The organism is Thermoleptolyngbya sp. PKUAC-SCTB121, from assembly GCF_016919485.1.
Lineage (GTDB): Bacteria > Cyanobacteriota > Cyanobacteriia > Elainellales > Elainellaceae > Thermoleptolyngbya > Thermoleptolyngbya sichuanensis.
Map to the genome: position 1 here is coordinate 5,163,008 of NZ_CP070366.1, position 16,870 is coordinate 5,179,877.

The 16,870-nt window shown below is 56.4% G+C and carries 17 protein-coding genes and 1 tRNA gene; 8 read left to right on the forward strand and 10 right to left on the reverse strand.

Annotated features, from left to right (window positions below; all coding sequences use genetic code 11):
* Positions 1-66 precede the first annotated feature (66 nt).
* Together JTM80_RS21040 and JTM80_RS21045 are read right to left on the reverse strand one after the other, a co-directional pair.
* Complete coding sequence (locus JTM80_RS21040; protein WP_172353345.1) at positions 67-567, reverse strand: ATP-binding protein; 501 nt, start codon at positions 565-567, stop codon at positions 67-69.
* A gap of 149 nt (positions 568-716) precedes the next feature.
* Entirely contained in the window at positions 717-1,358 is a 642-nt protein-coding gene (locus JTM80_RS21045; protein WP_172353346.1) for a hypothetical protein, read from the reverse strand.
* A gap of 253 nt (positions 1,359-1,611) precedes the next feature.
* Between JTM80_RS21045 and JTM80_RS21050 the strand changes: the two genes are divergently transcribed.
* Together JTM80_RS21050 and JTM80_RS21055 are read left to right on the forward strand one after the other, a co-directional pair.
* On the forward strand, positions 1,612-1,896 hold the full coding sequence (locus tag JTM80_RS21050) for a DUF4089 domain-containing protein (RefSeq protein ID WP_172353347.1): 285 nt from the start codon (positions 1,612-1,614) through the stop codon (positions 1,894-1,896).
* Between the two features lie 62 nt (positions 1,897-1,958).
* Positions 1,959-3,353, forward strand: a complete 1,395-nt coding sequence (locus JTM80_RS21055; protein ID WP_205370252.1) for an AtzE family amidohydrolase — start codon at positions 1,959-1,961, stop codon at positions 3,351-3,353.
* Here JTM80_RS21055 and JTM80_RS21060 read toward each other — a convergent pair.
* Both JTM80_RS21060 and JTM80_RS21065 read right to left on the reverse strand, forming a co-directional pair.
* On the reverse strand, positions 3,259-3,834 hold the full coding sequence (locus tag JTM80_RS21060; RefSeq protein ID WP_205370253.1) for a hypothetical protein: 576 nt from the start codon (positions 3,832-3,834) through the stop codon (positions 3,259-3,261). The genes JTM80_RS21055 and JTM80_RS21060 overlap by 95 nt on opposite strands.
* Positions 3,835-4,242: 408 nt before the next feature.
* Positions 4,243-4,316 (reverse strand) — tRNA-Pro (locus JTM80_RS21065).
* Between the two features lie 274 nt (positions 4,317-4,590).
* Here JTM80_RS21065 and glyA point away from each other — a divergent pair.
* A complete protein-coding gene (gene glyA, locus JTM80_RS21070) occupies positions 4,591-5,874 on the forward strand; it encodes a serine hydroxymethyltransferase (RefSeq protein ID WP_172353350.1) in 1,284 nt (427 codons plus the stop codon).
* 270 nt (positions 5,875-6,144) lie between these two features.
* Complete coding sequence (locus JTM80_RS21075; protein ID WP_225906698.1) at positions 6,145-6,567, forward strand: hypothetical protein; 423 nt, start codon at positions 6,145-6,147, stop codon at positions 6,565-6,567.
* Positions 6,568-7,111: 544 nt separating this feature from the next.
* On the opposite strand, the gene JTM80_RS21080 is transcribed toward JTM80_RS21075, so the two are convergent.
* Positions 7,112-7,324 carry a hypothetical protein gene (locus tag JTM80_RS21080; protein ID WP_172353351.1) on the reverse strand — a complete coding sequence of 71 codons (213 nt, stop codon included), beginning with the start codon at positions 7,322-7,324 and terminating at the stop codon, positions 7,112-7,114.
* A 56-nt stretch (positions 7,325-7,380) separates the two neighbouring features.
* The gene (locus tag JTM80_RS21085) at positions 7,381-8,121 is read right to left on the reverse strand and encodes a Coq4 family protein (RefSeq protein ID WP_172353352.1); all 741 of its coding nucleotides are present in this window, start codon (positions 8,119-8,121) and stop codon (positions 7,381-7,383) included.
* 227 nt (positions 8,122-8,348) lie between these two features.
* On the opposite strand from JTM80_RS21085, the gene JTM80_RS21090 reads away from it, so the two are divergent.
* On the forward strand, positions 8,349-9,026 hold the full coding sequence (locus JTM80_RS21090; protein ID WP_225906699.1) for a TetR/AcrR family transcriptional regulator: 678 nt from the start codon (positions 8,349-8,351) through the stop codon (positions 9,024-9,026).
* 53 nt (positions 9,027-9,079) lie between these two features.
* On the opposite strand, the gene JTM80_RS21095 is transcribed toward JTM80_RS21090, so the two are convergent.
* Entirely contained in the window at positions 9,080-10,768 is a 1,689-nt protein-coding gene (locus tag JTM80_RS21095) for an ATP-binding protein (protein WP_172353353.1), read from the reverse strand.
* Between the two features lie 725 nt (positions 10,769-11,493).
* On the opposite strand from JTM80_RS21095, the gene JTM80_RS21100 reads away from it, so the two are divergent.
* Together JTM80_RS21100 and JTM80_RS21105 are read left to right on the forward strand one after the other, a co-directional pair.
* The gene (locus JTM80_RS21100; RefSeq protein WP_205370254.1) at positions 11,494-13,539 is read left to right on the forward strand and encodes an ATP-binding protein; all 2,046 of its coding nucleotides are present in this window, start codon (positions 11,494-11,496) and stop codon (positions 13,537-13,539) included.
* Between the two features lie 249 nt (positions 13,540-13,788).
* Complete coding sequence (locus JTM80_RS21105; RefSeq protein WP_205370256.1) at positions 13,789-14,358, forward strand: SRPBCC family protein; 570 nt, start codon at positions 13,789-13,791, stop codon at positions 14,356-14,358.
* A 34-nt stretch (positions 14,359-14,392) separates the two neighbouring features.
* Here JTM80_RS21105 and JTM80_RS21110 read toward each other — a convergent pair whose 3' ends face one another.
* From JTM80_RS21110 to JTM80_RS21120, 3 genes are all read right to left on the reverse strand, one after another.
* The gene (locus tag JTM80_RS21110) at positions 14,393-15,007 is read right to left on the reverse strand and encodes a hypothetical protein (RefSeq protein WP_172353355.1); all 615 of its coding nucleotides are present in this window, start codon (positions 15,005-15,007) and stop codon (positions 14,393-14,395) included.
* Positions 15,008-15,153: 146 nt separating this feature from the next.
* Positions 15,154-15,420 (reverse strand): DUF6737 family protein, encoded by a 267-nt coding sequence (locus tag JTM80_RS21115; RefSeq protein WP_255548829.1) that lies wholly within the window; start codon positions 15,418-15,420, stop codon positions 15,154-15,156.
* 27 nt (positions 15,421-15,447) lie between these two features.
* The gene (locus JTM80_RS21120) at positions 15,448-15,873 is read right to left on the reverse strand and encodes a hypothetical protein (protein WP_225906700.1); all 426 of its coding nucleotides are present in this window, start codon (positions 15,871-15,873) and stop codon (positions 15,448-15,450) included.
* A 378-nt stretch (positions 15,874-16,251) separates the two neighbouring features.
* Between JTM80_RS21120 and JTM80_RS21125 the strand changes: the two genes are divergently transcribed.
* On the forward strand, positions 16,252-16,746 hold the full coding sequence (locus JTM80_RS21125; protein WP_172353357.1) for a sterol desaturase family protein: 495 nt from the start codon (positions 16,252-16,254) through the stop codon (positions 16,744-16,746).
* The last annotated feature ends 124 nt before the right edge of the window (positions 16,747-16,870 follow it).

The following is a 16,870-nucleotide window of genomic DNA, read 5'->3' on the forward strand; positions in this document are numbered from 1 at the left end:
CGTTTTATGCCTGATTCGGTGGGCGAGTATATCTACTGAGCAGTCTTGATACTAGAAAAACGTAAGCTACAAGACATCCCGATGGACAACCTCAATCCAGAAGCCCTCGTCAACTGATGGTGGCTGAAAAAAACTAGTTACATGGTGAAAAACGTCTTCTGTATCAAACTGTGACCGCTCTGGATTGGTTTCCCTCCGCTTCCTAATTCCCTCTAGGCAAGTCTCGTCATCAACATCAAGGTATATCAACTTATGAGGTATGTTTTCAGATAAAAGGATCTCTTTGAACCATGCTCTTTGATTGACTGTGTTTGCTGGGAAGTCCATTACTACAGAAATTCCAGCCTTAATTATGCTTCTTACATGATTCTTCAACACGGATCTTAGCCGCCTTGAGTATTTTACATAATCATCAAAAATTTTTATTTCTTCAGGATAAATAGTTGATAGCCACTCATCCTCCGACAACAAAATGGCGTTTAGTTCTTTAGCAATTTTGCAAGATAGGGTGGATTTACCAGACCCCATTTTTCCGCAGAAGAATATCAAAGTTCCCATCTGGTTCATTTCTTCTTCCTCGCATAACGGTGAAGGGTCGTCCTAATTTGGGCACCTCGAAAAATTCAATCTTGATTGAGAATGACAAGGATATTTCAACGATTTACGTCCCAAAGATTCGCAACAAGGCAATTAATTGAGGTGCCTACATCAACAGCCTAATTCGCAACAGAGTCCGGCGGACATAGCCCTCTGCCTTCCTCGATGGCGGTGTAGACGCAGCCTGCGTATTGACCGGCGGGCGTGCCCGATGGCGTGAACACCATAATCGCAGCGGAACCGGAAGCGTCGCCATGCTTCACTAGCAGGTCATTCCCCAAGTAGCCGATGTTGATCAAATCCCGCATCGGGTAGGTGGTGAACTCATCCTGCAACACCCGCTCGCCTGGAACCTGCACCCGGTAGAGGGCGTGGCCCCCGCCTTGCGGGTCAATCACAAACACAGCGCTGAGCTGCGTTTCGACGCATTCTTGCAGAATTACGCCGACGGCTACGTTGCCCGTTTGGGGGTCAATGCCAACAGAGGGATGGAATCGTTGCCCGTTCAGCGTTTGCTCTGGCTCAATTTGCAGCTTTTCGCAGTTCACGCCGTCCAGAACGCGCACGTTCATGCTGTTTGCCGAAATGGTTTGCGATCGCCCTTCCGAGGTGAGCCGGAGCTGAGTGCCGTCTTCGCTAATGCGAACGCGAGTGCCGCCGCGCTGCCCGCCTGCGATGGACATCTGGGGCAACGCCAGGGCGATCGCCCCTGCGCCAGCCACCAACCCCGCCGCCATCGTCATCCAAAAAACCTTTTTCATCAGGAACTTCCTTTTTCAGAAACACACCAGAGAAATAGACACAATCTGCCTGACGTAAGTTGCGGAAAATCCGAAATATTTTGTGGCGATATGTTTCAGCATCCGTTTCAACACCCATACAACTTCAGCATTCAGCATCCATACAACCTCGGACTTGCAGCGCTAATTTTGGGCAGCCAAGGCGCAAGGCTTGATTCTAGGGAACCTAGCCCCTAGACTGAGTGGGACTGCATCCCCTATCTGCCTCCCAGCCATGTCCTCTGCCGATTCTGCTAACTCTGCCGATTCTGCCAACTCTGCCGATTCTGCCAACTCTGCCGACTCTGCCAACTCTGTTGACCTGGAACGCTATGCCGAACAGGCAGCCGCCCTGATTGGCCTGCCCATTCCCCCCGACTGTAAACCTGGCGTGATCGCCAATCTAGAACGCACCGCAGCGATCGCCCAGTTGGTCTTAGAGTTTTCCCTACCGCCAGAGGCAGAGAGTGCGGCGGTGTTTGTGCCGATTGGAGGCGGGCCGGGTGGCGTGACGGGGTAATGGTGTGACGGAGCCACCTGGCAACCCCAACATCCTGTCCCCCAAGCCCTCTAAAATCACCTATGTTCGACCTTTTCGATGCTGATGCAACTGCGATCGCCGCTGCGGTTCGTGCCAAAAAAATCACTGCCGAGACTGTGGTGACGGCTGCGCTGGCGCAAATTGATGCGCTGGATGGCAAGCTGAATACTTTTACCAACGTGCTGCGGGAGCGGGCGCTGCAAGATGCGGCGGCGGTGGATCGGGCGATCGCCGCTGGGCAAGATCCGGGGCCCCTGGCAGGCGTGCCCTTTGCGGTCAAAAACCTGCTGGACATTGCGGGCGTAGTTACGCTGGCAGGCTCCAAAATCAACCGCGACAATCCCCCAGCCTCGACGGACGCGGCAACTGTGGCCGCCCTGCGAAAGGCAGGGGCCGTGCTGCTGGGCGGGCTGAATATGGACGAATACGCCTATGGGTTTGTGACGGAAAACAGCCACTACGGCGCAACGCACAATCCTCACGACCTGAGCCGGGTAGCAGGCGGATCGTCTGGCGGGTCGGCGGCGGCGGTGGCGGGCGGGCTCGTGCCCCTCGCGCTGGGGTCAGATACAAACGGATCAATCCGAGTTCCGGCAGCGTTTTGCGGCATTTTTGGGCTAAAGCCGACCTATGGACGAGTGTCCCGCGCTGGTTCTGCCCTATTCTGCGCCAGTCTCGACCACATCGGCCCGTTTGCTCGCTCGGTGCGCGATATTGCCCTCAGCTTTGATCTGATGCACGGGCCCGATTCCCGCGATCCGGTGTGCAGTCCTCGACCCCCTGAGCCAACCTTGCCGCAACTGGGCCAGGGCATCGACGGATTGCGGATTGCCGTTGCCGACGGCTATTTCGCCACGGGCGGACAGCCAGAAGTGTTTGCGGCGGTGGAAACGGTCGCCCAGGCTCTTGGCGCAACGAAGCGCGTTCTCTTACCTGAAGCTCATCGCGCCCGCGCCGCTGCCTATCTAATTACCACCTGCGAAGGCAGCAATCTGCACCTGCCGAACCTAAAGACGCGCCCCCACGACTTTGACCCTGCCACGCGCGATCGCTTTTTGTCCGGTGCGCTTATCCCTACCAGTTGGTATCTCCAGGCGCAGCGGTTTCGACGCTGGTATGGCGATCGCCTTGCGGAACTCTTTCAGCACGTCGATCTAATCCTTGCACCCAGCACTCCCTGTGCCGCGCCGCTCATTGGGCAAGAAACCATGACGATTGGCGGGCAAGAAATGCTCACCCGCCCCAACTTGGGATTGTATACACAACCGCTTTCTTTCATTGGGCTGCCGATCTTATCTGTTCCCGTGCAGCAGTCGGGCGGGCTGCCTCTCGGCGTGCAGATTATCGCCGCACCCTACAATGAATCACTGGTGCTCCGAGCAGGCGCGTTTTTGGAACAGGCTGGTGTGGTAGCGGCTCCGGTGGCACGGGTTTGAGGAAGCTTACCCAATCTGCAAAAAGTGGATCAAATCGGTTGTTGCCATTGCCGCCATCGAGTGTGGAGTTCGATAGCGCAATTCCTGTACTGCTGGGATTAGGAATGCGCTCTGTGATAAAACTCCGGGCAGCAATGGTGAAGGTGTCGTCGCCCTCGCCGCCGTGCAGCGAGCTAAAGCGCACCCCATTGGCTATCGAAAAAATCCCATTGGCAGCAGCGGACACCTCCAGGCGATCGCCCCCTGCACCGAGTAAAATTCCGCTATTCAGCACGCCACCTGCGGTAGGATTGCCCGCCGGGTTTGTGACGATCGTTTGTGCTGTTACCGTATCATTGCCGTCAAAGGTTTCGATCCGAGCGCGGGCGATCGCGGTTCCAGTCGTTTCGGTTTCACCTGGATCAACCGTCTCCAGCGCTACACCCGCCGCGAACACATCATCAAACGCCGTTCCCAGTAGCAGCCCCGTGAGCTGACCCATACCAGCACCTCAGGTAAGGATAAAAATAAGTGATCCGAGATTGCGAACTCTAGAAATAGGTTCGGTCTTGAGAATATGCGCCACAAAAACCGCCAGAGCGCAAGCTCCCCTATATTCTTTCCTAAACTGCTATTTTGGCTACAAAATCGTCGTATTTCTTTACCAGCCTGTGTTTCAGAACACAAGACGGGCAAAAACGCAGGTGGAGAAAATCTGAAGAGCGGCAAACTCATTCGCCTATTGCCCGCCTATTGCCGATTTAGCGACCCGTCATCGTTTCAGATAAGCCAGCATAGAGTCGCCTTCTATGCTCTTTATCCCAAGTAAGGACGTTAATGGTTTAGGGTAGAAGTTTAAAACAGAAATTTAAAACAATAAAACCCCGCATTGCTGCGAGGTTTCATCTGATCGGAGCGGCGGGATTCGAACCCACGACCCCTACTACCCCAAAGTAGTGCGCTACCAAGCTGCGCTACGCCCCGATACAGTTTGAGGGGATACGCGAAACGCGCTTAACAAATATAGCACGGGAAGTGGGGATGGGTGCAAAGGGCTTTTGGGGCAATTGGGTCAAAATTTTTGGGACAACCTTGGGCGCGACAGGCATCCCGCCTTGAAAATCGCCGCAGATCGGGTGAATCCGTCTCCTGCGGAACAGCGGTATGATCAAAACTCTGGGAAAGCAGGACGACCCTCTCACCCCCCGGCCTTCTTGACCGTGATGCAACAACCTAAAACAACCTTGGGAGCGTGCGTGTGACTCAAACAAACTGGGATCTTTTAGTAGAAACCGATCCGCTAGTGGCAGGCTTGATTCAAAAAGAGCTAAAGCGCCAGCAAGACCATCTAGAGCTAATCGCCAGCGAAAACTTCACTTCAGCGGCAGTGCTGGCGGCACAGGGGTCTGTATTGACAAATAAGTATGCCGAAGGGCTGCCGGGCAAGCGCTATTACGGCGGCTGCGAGTTTGTGGACGAAGTGGAGCAGTTGGCCATCGATCGGGCAAAGCAGCTTTTTGGCGCGGCCCATGCCAACGTGCAGCCGCACTCGGGCGCACAGGCGAATATGGCGGTGTTTCTGACGCTGCTGGAACCGGGCGACACGTTTATGGGCATGGATCTGTCTCACGGCGGACACCTGACCCACGGTTCGCCTGTGAACGTGTCGGGCAAGTGGTTTAAGGCGTGTCACTATGGCGTAAACCGCGACACCGAGCAGCTTGATTTTGACGAAATCCGGGAGGTGGCGCTGCACCATCGTCCCAAGCTAATTATTTGCGGCTATTCGGCCTATCCCCGCGTGATTGATTTTGAGAAATTCCGGGCGATCGCCGATGAAGTGGGAGCCTACCTCCTAGCCGATATTGCCCACATCGCCGGCCTCGTTGCCACGGGCCATCACCCCAGCCCCATTCCCTACTGCGATGTTGTCACCACTACAACACACAAAACCCTGCGCGGCCCCCGTGGCGGCCTCATCCTCACCCGAGACGCGGATCTGGGCAAAAAGCTGGACAAGTCTGTTTTTCCGGGAACCCAGGGCGGACCGCTGGAACATGTCATTGCGGGCAAAGCTGTGGCCTTTGGCGAAGCGCTCCAGCCCAGCTTCAGCACCTATTCAGGGCAGGTGATTCAAAATGCTAAGGCAATGGCCGCCCAACTCCAGGCACGGGGACTGAAACTGGTGTCGAACGGCACGGACAACCACCTGATGCTGGTTGATCTGCGCTCAATTGGCATGACGGGTAAAGTGGCCGACCAACTAGTGAGCGGTGTCCGCATTACCGCCAACAAAAACACCGTCCCCTTCGACCCCGAATCGCCCTTTGTCACTAGCGGTCTGCGGCTGGGTTCCCCCGCCATGACCACTCGCGGCATGGGCACGGCAGAATTCACCGAGATTGCCAATATTATCAGCGATCGCCTCTTACACCCAGAGGACGAAAGCGTAGCCCAAACCTGCCGCGATCGCATCGCTGCTTTGTGCAGCCGCTTCCCGCTTTACCCCCATCTCAGCGCTCCAGTGCCCGCCTTGGTGTAACCCTATTCATGAAATACCCGGCTGCTTAACACCAAATCGAAGCTTAATGCTAAATCAAAACGGAGGTGAGTGGTGATACTTGCCTCCGTTTTTGATGCCCCTTTTTGAAGTTTGATATTTGCTTGATTCACCCGATCATTTGCAGGCGTTCGGCACTCCATCGGGCGTATTTGACTGGATTGAGTCTGACTGCCTGACACAAGTGGGCAAAAGGCTTGAAATCTCGTGAAGGTGAGTGGGAAAGGGTGAGCTGATATAAGACGCTGAAATTTGCGTGGCATCAAGGAACCGTGGGCCGTCATCACCGATGAGCCATCTTCCCTCGATCCCCTCTGGCAATATGCCCTGCGGTTCCGAATCGAGGAGCTATTTCTGGATTCAAAATCCGGGGTCTTTGAACTAGAAGCCTCCGGTATCCGCTCTGCTCAAGCGCTAGAACGCCTTTACCTAGTTGCGGCTGTCGCCATCCTCTATGGCATTACCCAAGGCATGGCTATTCAACTCGACGGTCTCCGCACTCAGGTTGACCCTCATTGGAGTCGGGGCATTAGCTATCTCAAAATCGGTCTCCGCTGGCTCAAGGGGGTGGTCAACAAAGGGCGACCACTGCTCACGCCGATTGCCCTCTTTAGCATTGACCCTGAACCCTGTTTTGCTTCTAACCTGAACCCTGTTTTGCTTCTAAGTAGATAGACCAGATTAAAAAACAGATCCTGAACCCTGCGCCGCCCGCTACGCGGGCGGCGCAGGTTTTTTGGGTTTTATATTTATTAATGTCCACCTACTTAAACCAGATGAAGCCCAGTATTATGGCCGTATCTGGTTCTCTAGAATCCAGTCCATGTGCTGTCAATTACCCCCCTGGGAGGCTGCCTAAAGATGTGTCAGGCAGGCAGGTTCGAGGCTACTTGCCGCTGCACAACTTCACCGTTAGCCCTCAGCGCCCTGGTTCTGTCAGCTTGTCGGTAGGTAGGCGATTCGCCCCCTAAATTGCGAAGGTTCAGTCCTTCGAGATCTGGAGATCTGGGTCAAGCCGCACACTCCCAGCCGCTTTCGGGTCAGTTGCAAAGGTTGGGCAGCGATAGATTTCGGTTAGTGTGCAATACCTCAAAAGGTATGCGGGGGCGATCGCCGAAAGGTGCGGGTGCTGAGAGATGAGGGCGATCGCCGAAAGGTGCGGGTGCTGAGAGATGAGGGCGATCGCCCTTCCTGGGGTCTGCGTGCGTGAGCAGTAAGGCTATACCCAAAACTCAGGCTGCATCAGGTCGATGGCGATCGCCAGCAGGTTTGCAAAATCAATCCGCAGCCAGAGCCGCCACAGGCGCAGTCGTTCGCGCGATCGCCGCTCGTTGCCAATCCACAGCAGCCGGGTCAGTTGCAACAATAGCCCGCCCCAGGGATAGCTACTCCGAAGCACCCATAGCCAAAGACAGCACGAGGACGATTTCATAGTGGTCTCCCCAGGCCTGAAACCCTGCACCCCAAACCCTGGCTTATCGTCTACCTTCATCGCCCCAACACGCCCTCCAGCGGCAGCCCTAACTCTGCCCGCCACTGGCACACGGGCTTTTCCCATGCCTCCTCCCAGCGCTGAGCAAACAGAGGTTTGGCCTGTTCTCCCAGTTCCCAGCCGAGGGCGATCGCCCGCAGCAGGTCAGGCATGGCTTCGGGGGCCAGCAGCGTCGTGCCGATGAGCGCATTGGCGACTAGCATTCCCGCCAGCGGCAGCCGAAACTGTGCCAAATAGAAAGCTTGCAGCCCAATTTCGCTAATTTCATCTGTGCCAAAGCCTGTGACAACGTGCCAGAGGTCGTGGGTCTGCTGCCAGCGATATTCCACATAGGCCGTATCGGTGGTCAGATCCAGCGGCATCTCGATGCGCTCGAAACCGCTGTCTTGCAGCATCGCTGCGTAAACTTGCCCCAGCGAGCCGACTGGATAAGTAATCAAACGAGCGAGGTCGTGGGTGGGCGGCTGGTAGCGCTCCTGGATTAGCGCGGCAACGTCTGGATCGCGCTGCATCTCAGCCGCGGCCAGCCGATAGGCATCGCTATCGACCAGCGACAGGCTCAGTTCGTCCACGGCCGTCAGGTCAGCATCGGCATCGGCCGACAGCAGCGAAAAGAAAGCCTTGAGCATCGTCAAAAACTGGACATTGCGATCGCGCTCGCTGGACGGAAAAGGGTTGGTTGCCAGAGATTGACGGATCTCGGTGATCGATGGATACGCAGAGGTCAGCGGTTTCATAGGAAAACTCCTGGAAAAGGTCAATGTGGAGAGGTCAGGATCGCAAAGTCGGGATTGCAAAGTCGGGATTGCAAAGTCAGGATGGACGCTGCTTCAACAAAAAAGCGAGCAATATTCATGTTTATAAAATATGAACGATACTCATGTTTTATCAAGCCGTTGTCCCCTAAGATTTTGAAGGAGCGTTTCTCAAGCGCTGCTCTACTGTTGTCTCTCTCGGTCTTGCGATGACTGCCCTCCCGTCCGATGTGCCCCTGCCGGATATCCCGTCTGGCACCATGCGCCGCCAGCCCAAGCAGGCCCGCAGCCAGGAGCGGGTCAGCCAAATCTTGAACGCGGCTGAGGCACTGTTTATCGAGCAGGGCTATGAACAAACCACCACCAGGGCGATCGCCACTCGTGCCCAAGTTCCGGTCGGGTCGCTCTATCAGTTCTTTCCCGACAAAGCGGCGATTTTGAAGGCACTGGCCGATCGCTATATGCAGCAAGAATACGAACTCTTTGCCAGCCTCCATGCTGCCGTGCCAGAACCCATGCCCCTAGCGAATTATGTCGATCGTGTGGTAGAAGCGTTCGACCATTTCATGACCCACCAGCCGGGCTATCGAGCCGTGTTTGAGCAGGTGCTGGGGCTGATGACGGCGGGGGCGATCGCCGAAATGGACACCTACGAGGCCCGCATCGTAGATGACCTGGCAGACTTTTTGGGGCGGCTAGGGCCAGGGCTGGATGCAGCACAGCGGCGGGCGATCGCCCTGGTGGTGGTAGAGTCCGTCGGCAATTTGCTGTGGCTCTCGCTCAAGGCCGACGCACCCCTTCGCGCTCGCCTGATTGCTGAAACCAAGCGCCTGATGACCCACTATCTCGCCAGCTATTTTGGCAAAACGATTGGCAAAGCAGGATAAGGGGGCGTTAGCAAAGCGTTCCAAAGGAATCGCCCACTTCCCCCGAATCAATGCTAATCAATACTCACGCCGCGCACAGTCTTGGGGCGGCTGCGGGCGGCCAGCGGTGCTTGCTCGATTTCGCGGGCGCGGATCTGGTGCGCCTGGAAGTGCTGCTGCCAGAGGGCGGGCGCGTCTAGGGTTTCGCCGCCGTGGGTGGTATGGCGCGATCGCACGCGACACAGCACGGGCGTATTGACGCAGGCTCCCGACACGATCACCTGTCCCTTCGTCAGGGCGGGCAATTCCTTCAGCAGGTCGCGCCCCGCCGCCTCCACGCCATATTTCAGGCTGTCCTGATCCACCGGGTTGACAATCCGCATAATGAACTGGCTCATGCACTGCGACAGCACATCGGAATCCAGCTTGCCCGGTCGCTGCGTAATCAGCCCCACGCCCAGCCCAAACTTGCGCCCCTCGCTGAGGATCGTCCGCAAAATAGTTTTGCAGCGGGAAGGATCGTGGGCCGGGGCAAAGCGGTGCGCCTCTTCCAGCAGGATGAATACGGGGTAGGGCAAATAGTTCTCGTCGTCGGGGGCGAGGTTGCCCTTTTGCGTGTTCATGCGGGCGTGGTTGGCCTGCCGCAACACGGCGGCGCAAATGACCTGCTGCTCTTCCTGGCTGATTTCGTTCATTTGCAGCACGGTCACCTGGCCCGGCTGGAACAGGTCGCGGGGCGACAGATGCTGGTAGGTGTGGAAATAGGGCGATCGCGCCAGTTTTTCCAGCTTCCATTGCAGCGCCCCGGCAGAACTGCCGATTTTCGTATTGCCCTCTTCATCGGTGGCGGTGTCGGCCTGCTCTACGGCGGCGTAGAGGTCGTTGATCGTCCAGCGATAGTCGCCCTTGCGGTGGCTATGCAGCAGCGAAAACGCTTTGCTGAGAATGGCCTGCTGGCGATCGCTCATCTCCGGCAGCAGCGCCAGGATGTCGTAATAATCCAGCGACGACACCCGAATCCGCACATCATCCGGGGTCAACACCCGCACCTTGGGCGCGTAGCCGTCTTCGTCGGCAAATTGGCTATGCCCCTGCATTTCAGCCAGGGTGCTGTATTCTCCGTGGGGATCAAAAATCAGCACTGCGGCCCGGTTTTGCGGCGACAGCAGTTCTTCGACCAGCACCCCCGCCAGATAAGACTTGCCCGACCCTGTGCCCGCCAGAATTGCCATGTGGGTGCTAACCAGTTCCTTCACATCCACCACCACGGGCACTGCTCCCGACTCGCGCAGCAGCAGTGATCCCAAATGCGCCGCGCCCACGTCGCCAAGCTGCTTTTTGTTCAGCACTTGCCGCAAACATTCGTCGCTGGCAAGGTAGACTTTTGCGCCGGGATCGGGAGCCTGTCGCGGGTTGATGAAGCCAAGCGCTTTGTGAAAGTAGCCAATGACCTCGACGGTGACTTCGTAAATTTCGGGATTAGTGTAGGAAAACCCGACTAGCGCGGCGATCGCCTCTGGGCTGATTTCGGTATCGGCAAAAATGCGGTCGGGCAGATGGTCGATCAGGCGGCGGTCGGAGATTTTGCCCAAAATTTGCAGCCTTGCCCCCTCATCGGCGATCGCCTCATAAAACACAAACTCGCCCACTTTGACAAAGCGATTGTCGGCCGTGATAAACACGTATTGCGTCGATGCCTCACCTGGGCCCTTGACCGTACCAATTGCTTGAAGCGCAGAAAAGCAGAGTTGTGCAAATGTCATGGGGGGAAGAAGGAAGAACGAAGAGGGAAGAACGAAGAACGAAGAAGGGATCGGGTCAAAGTGGGGTGTTGATGAAGCGTCCTAGAGACATTCTACGGAGATACATGTGTTCTAGCATACTGCTTTCGCAATCCTGACCCTTGGCCTGACCATTGGATTTATACGACCTGTGGGCGATCGCCCTGAATCGTAGGGAAATCACGGATTCTGCTGTTCTATCCAGCGTGTAATGTGGAACAAGCCACCACGTTTTAGCAGCCCGTTAGTGATTGTTCTCATTCTGTCTAAATTTCTCTGATTTTCTAAGTTTTTCTTGAATGGGTAAGTGGCTTGATCCTATGACGGTTTATCTCGGCATCTGCCCCTTTCGTATCTTCGTAGTCTAAAAATTATCTAAATGTTTGGTTCTGGTGGGTTCATCAGAGCTAAAGCGTTAGGTAATTTATGACGAATGGATAGAGTTGTAAACCGCTCAGAAGACCGATAAAAATTGATCAAGGTCAGGCAACCTCGATCAACTGGGTTCCCTCGTTCTATCCGGGCTGCATTTCTGCACGGTAATTTTTCAAAAGGTGGCTGAATTGACGATGGCGAAGCGTTTCCCGCTATCCCAACATGACGATGCTCCAACCACAGCATCCTTCGAGTCAGCTTCTCCTTGCGATTCGCAAAGCGATCCCTGGGGGAATTGCCCAGATGCAGCACCAGACTGTCTCCAACTGTTGGTGGACAGTGCCTCCTCCGAGGTGGCGCTTGGTCAATTGCTGACGATTCTCGCCCAGCGGCTTGGCGCAAGTGCCTGTGCGGTCGGCATACTGAGCCGCAGCCAGGGCTTGACCCAAGCCGTCTACTGGCAGCCGGGACATTCCCCCACGTTGTCTCGTTCGCTGCGGCCGTTGCTGGATCTGCTGGAACTGCCCGCCGTGCGATCGCCCCTCGCCAGAACGGAACTCCTGTCGATTTCAAATTTCTCAACCCTCAAGCAAGCTTCTACCCTGCCCCTCCCCCTAGATGCCGAGGACGAGTCCGGCGACCTCCTGTATCAATGGCTGCCCCAATTTCCAGCTCCTGTGCAGGAAAGCACTAGGGATCTTTCGGCTCCTATCGCGGCTGATCCAGATCGCCTGGTGAATTGGTCTAATCCTGGATCGATCCTCGTCAGCAAAATCCGGTTTCAGGGATGGACGAATGGCGTACTCGTCGCCCTGAAATCACAGCCTTACGTGTGGACGGAGTTAGACATGCAGCTACTCAGAGCGGTTTCTAGCCAGGTTTCTGTCGCCATCTCTCAGATCCAACTCCAGCAGCAGGTACAGCAGCAGCTTCAGGCTCAAACGCTGGTTGAGCGGCTCACCAGCGCAGTTCGCAATGCTTGGGCTACCGAGCGAATTTTTCAACTGGCGCTGGAAGGGGCGATCGCCACGTTGCAGGTCGAACGAGGTCTGGTGGCACTTTATAAGTACAAAGACCCGCTCCACAGGGGCCGTGCCAACTCTCATCGGTCGGGTGTGCGAATCACGGTGGAAAGCCTGTTTCCGGTGCCCCCATCCACTGCGCCAGCGCCCTCGGCTTCTGTGACATCTTCTAGAGCTTCGGCAGAGGAAGAAGTTCCCGCCAAACCCTCATTTCAGCTATCGGACTGCGGGCTGTGTCAACAGGTGTTTGCCCATCCCGATCTGGCGATCGCCCTGCCCAACTATTCCGAATCGCAGTGCGGCGTGGCCAATTTGGCAGAGCCGATTCGGGCAGCGGATGTGTTTGACCTGGCCACCCTGCCCAGCGTTTTGCTCGTCCCGCTAGAAAACCAGGGCACGGTCTTGGGCATTTTGGTGGTGCAGCAGCGCCAGCCCCGCTACTGGCTGCCAGAGGAGGTGGCTTTTCTGCGGATGGTGGCGGCCCAGCTCAGCACAGCGATTATCCAAACGCGCACCCTGCGCCAGGTTAACTCGCTGGTAGACGAGCGCACGGCCCAGCTTCAGCGCAGTCTGGACGTGCAGGCCAAGCTCTACGAAAAGACGCGCCAGCAGGTCGAGCAACTGCGGCGGCTGAATCAGGTGATGGAGGAATTTCTCAGCACCGTTAGCCACGAACTGCTGACTCCACTGACTAGCATGAAAGTGGCGATTCGGATGCTGCGGGAGGCAAATTTGGCTCCGGAGCAGCGCGATCGCTACCTGGAGATCTTAGAAGCCCAGTGCGCTCAGGAAACACGCCTGATTAACGACTTGCTGACCCTGCAAAAGCTGGAGTCGCAGTCCGCTATGGCGCAGTTTCAGCAGCTTGATTTGCAATATGTCCTGCGCGATTTGCAGGAAGCCTGGGCAGATAGCCTGGCCGAACAGCAAATGACGCTAGAGGCAGAGGTTCCGGGGCGATCGCTGATGATTCGCACCGACCCCGACAGCCTGCACCGCATCCTGACGGAACTGCTGACCAATGCCAAAAAATATGGCGAGGCCGGCAGCAAGATCCTCCTCAAAGCCAGCCTAGAAGTTGTCGAATCGGTGCCCCAAATCGTGGTCAGCCTGACCAACACGGGCGCAGGTATCGCACCAGAGGAAATTCCGGTGATTTTTGAAAAATTTCGCCGGGGCCAGGGCGCAACGCAAAAGGCGATTCCCGGCATTGGGCTAGGGCTGGCGCTGGTCAAGGGGTTGGCGGCTCACCTCAGCGGGGCGATCGCCGTCACCAGCCAGCCGCTCTCTGGAGCCGATCTCTGGAAAACCTGCTTTACGCTCACCCTGCCCCAATCTCCTGACCTGAGCCGTTAAGAACCCATCGGGTTGCCCACTCCATAGCCACACTCAAACCACACTCAAATAGGACTTATGCACTTGCCATTAAACTTTCTGAGTTTTGGAGGATTTCTAGCGGGCTGCGCTCGTGAGAAATCGTCTAACTGCGTAAGTCCTAATCAAAGACGGATCAAATCCCTGACAAATCCTTGATAAGATGCGACCAGGATTTTGTCTGTGCCACCTGGAGCCTGCATCGTCCTCTCGCCGCGAAGTACACCCGCCATGTCTAACGCCGATCTCGACCTGGAAACCCTCGATCTGGAGGACGAAAGCCTCGATCTGGAGCCATCGCTGTGCAGCGCGGTGGCGGTCGAGGTGGTGCCCGTGGGCGATCGCACTCGGCAGATTTCGGCGACCATCCAGATTCCTCAGCCGAGCGATCGCATCTGGCAGGTATTGACCGATTATGAGCATCTGTCGGACTTTATTCCCAACCTCCAGGAGAGCCGCCGCATCCCCCATCCCGACGGCGGCATTCGTATAGAGCAGGTCGGCGCACAGTCGCTCTGGAAGCTAAAGCTCAAGTTTTGCGCCCGCGTCGTGCTGGATATGGTGGAGAACTTTCCCCGCGAACTGCGTTTTCAAATGGTAGAAGGGGACTTTAAGGAATTCTTTGGCGCTTGGACGCTCCAGCCCATCACCGACAGCAGCACCAATTTAACTTACACGCTGATGGTACAGCCCTCTCGCATGATGCCCGTTGGCTTGATTGAGAAGCGCCTGCGCCGTGACCTGGAAGTGAACCTGGCCGCCATTTATCAGCGTGTCGAGGCGACCGCCCGCCAGTCCTGATGTTTTTGATGTTTTCGCTTCTGGGCGATTAGCGCTAGAACCGATGCCCGATGCCCAGTTGCATCTGCATATTTTCCGTTGCAGCGGCCGGGCCAGGGCGATAGCGCACGTCGCCATACACCACCACGCGCCGACCCACCGAGGCTTCAACGCCAGTGGTAATCACCACACCGTCGCGATCGCCCAGCGGCGTTTGGGCTCCCGGACGCACGATGGCAAAGCCCGCCCCAGCGTAGACGTTTGCCGCGTTGCCGAGGGGCAGGTCATAGGTGAGGCTGGGCATGACGGCCTCAATATCTTGGTTCAAAACCAGCGTGCCCCGTAGGGAAATGGGCGAATTGGGCAAGTCGAGCCGCCCGTGAAACTGAGTATCGGGGGCGGTGGTCTGTCCTGGTGCGGGTCGGCCGGCGTTCATGGCTTGCTCCATCAGCCAGGCCGCCGAACCGCCCGACAGCACCACCGACTGGAGGCTCGATTCAAATTCGCTGGGGTTCACCACCGACCCCACATAGCTCCCCGCAAAGCCCCTGGGATTTGCCCAAGCCGGGGTATGTGCCACTAGGAGCGGCGCGATCGCCCCGCAGAGACTCGCCACCCAAAGCCGCGTCGCCCAAGATCGAGTCGCCCCAGACCGAGTTGAAAGGTTCATGCGTTTAACCTGGAGAGCCTTCGAGAAAATTATGCGCGATAACTGCTGTCTTGCATTTCTGTCTTGCTTTTACGGCCGCAGAAACCGTTTCTCCGGGAATCTCTGGAAAATTTTTGACTAAAAACTTTTTGACCTAGGGGCGATCGCTAAACGCCAGATTCCGTCTCTCCGTGATCCTGCACTGCCTCCGCCCAGAGCCGGGGATACACCAGCACAAAAAAGCCCATCCACGCCAGCACGGGCATAGCCACCAGCCCCGTCAGCCAGACGCGATGCAGCAATAGCCAGCTTCCGCCGATCAGCCCCGTACCCGTCAGCACGATCGACCACGGCTGACACCACCAGGGCTTGACCTGCCACACGCTTTGGGGAGCCGTCATGGAACCTATCGGAGAGTTGGGGGAATTGTTCATCGCTGCGCCTCTGCTAGTTTTGCTCCACTAGTTTTGCTCCATTTGGCGTTCGATCCGCTGCTTTGCCGACTGCTCAAACCAGGCAACGACCTGGGGCACGGTCAGGGTTTCGATGGGCTGGTCGGCTTCGGCGGCGATCTGGTGCAGTGGCTTGAGCGAAGAAATGACCAGCCGCCCAAAAAACACCTTAAAGGCATCGTCGAAGCCTTTTTCGGGCGAGAGGCTGGGGTCTTGCTCAACCCAGTTGGCAACTTGCTGGGGGCTGAGGTCGGCGATCGCCCTGTGGCTCTGCTGCGCGATCTGCTGGAGGCAGCGGAGCGAATAAATTGCCACGCGGGCCGAAAAGCGATCGCTCGCGGTCATCATGGCACGGTCTACTTCGGCGCATTCCTCTGGCGTGAGGAACTGATCAACGGGTTGAGCCGGATCGGGAGTTGGCGTTTGATCGGACACAATCAACGGGCAAAAATCGTCTCTCCCATTATGTCTGCTGAATCCGGTTTGGTGGGCAGGGTTTCGGTGGGCGATCGCCCTCGATCGTTGCTTTCGCCTCAGCTTGAAACTGAGACTTCAGCCCTTCCAGGGGTTTCGGTGGGCGATCGCCCTCGATCGTTGCTTTGCCAAGGCTAGTTGCTTTGCCAAGGCTAGTTGGCTCATTGCCCTCTTGTGGCAAGATTCACCCAAACTCACCGCCCGTCATCCCCCGCAACGTATCCGAAAACCGTCCACTCCCCGCCCGCAAACCGTCACAGGGACAACCCCCGAAAATCTGGCACGCATGGCACACTAAAAAACGTGGTGTGGAGTCTTTACTGTTCTTAACGAGTTGCTATGAGCGCGATCGCCCTTGCTATTGCTTTTCTAACCGCCTTTATCTTTGCCAGCTTCGTTGAATACTGGGTTCACCGCCTGATGCACTTCAAGCCCAACAGCGTCGGCAAGCGCCACGTTGATCATCATCGCCGCAATGAAGGGCAGGGCGTAGTTTGGGAGTTTTTGGATTATGTGAAAGGCAGTGCGATCGCCATGATCGTGCCTTTCTTCTTTTCAGCCGCTTGGGCCCCCGGCTGGGTCGCGGGCGCACTCGCCTTCGCCGCATTTTCTGCCTACGCCCACCAGCTTCAGCACGAAAACCCCACCAAGGTGTTCTGGATGAAGATGCCTGTCCACTATGTTCATCATAAGTATGGCCAATGGAACCACAACTTCGGGCTAGCCGTCGATTGGTGGGATCACATCTTCCGCACCTACAAGCCCACCGAGTGGCTGACCAAAGAAGAACTGAGCCGTCCTGAAAGAAACTACCTGCAACTCCGCTGGTGGTAACAATTTGGGATTCTTTACAGGATTTTGCTAACCCCCTTCCATTCCGGTTCAGGCTCAGCACGGTTTTAGCAATCTGAGCCTCGAACCTGTTTTTGCTATTTGCTAGAGGTTTCTCATCGGACAG

Bases quoted from the DNA above. Each gene is read 5' to 3' on its own strand.
- JTM80_RS21040 (WP_172353345.1), bottom strand. From the start codon at position 567: ATGAACCAGATGGGAACTTTGATATTCTTCTGCGGAAAAATGGGGTCT.
- JTM80_RS21045 (WP_172353346.1), bottom strand. From the start codon at position 1,358: ATGAAAAAGGTTTTTTGGATGACGATGGCGGCGGGGTTGGTGGCTGGC.
- JTM80_RS21050 (WP_172353347.1), top strand. From the start codon at position 1,612: ATGTCCTCTGCCGATTCTGCTAACTCTGCCGATTCTGCCAACTCTGCC.
- JTM80_RS21055 (WP_205370252.1), top strand. From the start codon at position 1,959: ATGTTCGACCTTTTCGATGCTGATGCAACTGCGATCGCCGCTGCGGTT.
- JTM80_RS21060 (WP_205370253.1), bottom strand. From the start codon at position 3,834: ATGGGTCAGCTCACGGGGCTGCTACTGGGAACGGCGTTTGATGATGTG.
- JTM80_RS21080 (WP_172353351.1), bottom strand. From the start codon at position 7,324: ATGAAATCGTCCTCGTGCTGTCTTTGGCTATGGGTGCTTCGGAGTAGC.
- JTM80_RS21085 (WP_172353352.1), bottom strand. From the start codon at position 8,121: ATGAAACCGCTGACCTCTGCGTATCCATCGATCACCGAGATCCGTCAA.
- JTM80_RS21090 (WP_225906699.1), top strand. From the start codon at position 8,349: ATGACTGCCCTCCCGTCCGATGTGCCCCTGCCGGATATCCCGTCTGGC.
- JTM80_RS21095 (WP_172353353.1), bottom strand. From the start codon at position 10,768: ATGACATTTGCACAACTCTGCTTTTCTGCGCTTCAAGCAATTGGTACG.
- JTM80_RS21105 (WP_205370256.1), top strand. From the start codon at position 13,789: ATGTCTAACGCCGATCTCGACCTGGAAACCCTCGATCTGGAGGACGAA.
- JTM80_RS21110 (WP_172353355.1), bottom strand. From the start codon at position 15,007: ATGAACCTTTCAACTCGGTCTGGGGCGACTCGATCTTGGGCGACGCGG.
- JTM80_RS21115 (WP_255548829.1), bottom strand. From the start codon at position 15,420: ATGAACAATTCCCCCAACTCTCCGATAGGTTCCATGACGGCTCCCCAA.
- JTM80_RS21125 (WP_172353357.1), top strand. From the start codon at position 16,252: ATGAGCGCGATCGCCCTTGCTATTGCTTTTCTAACCGCCTTTATCTTT.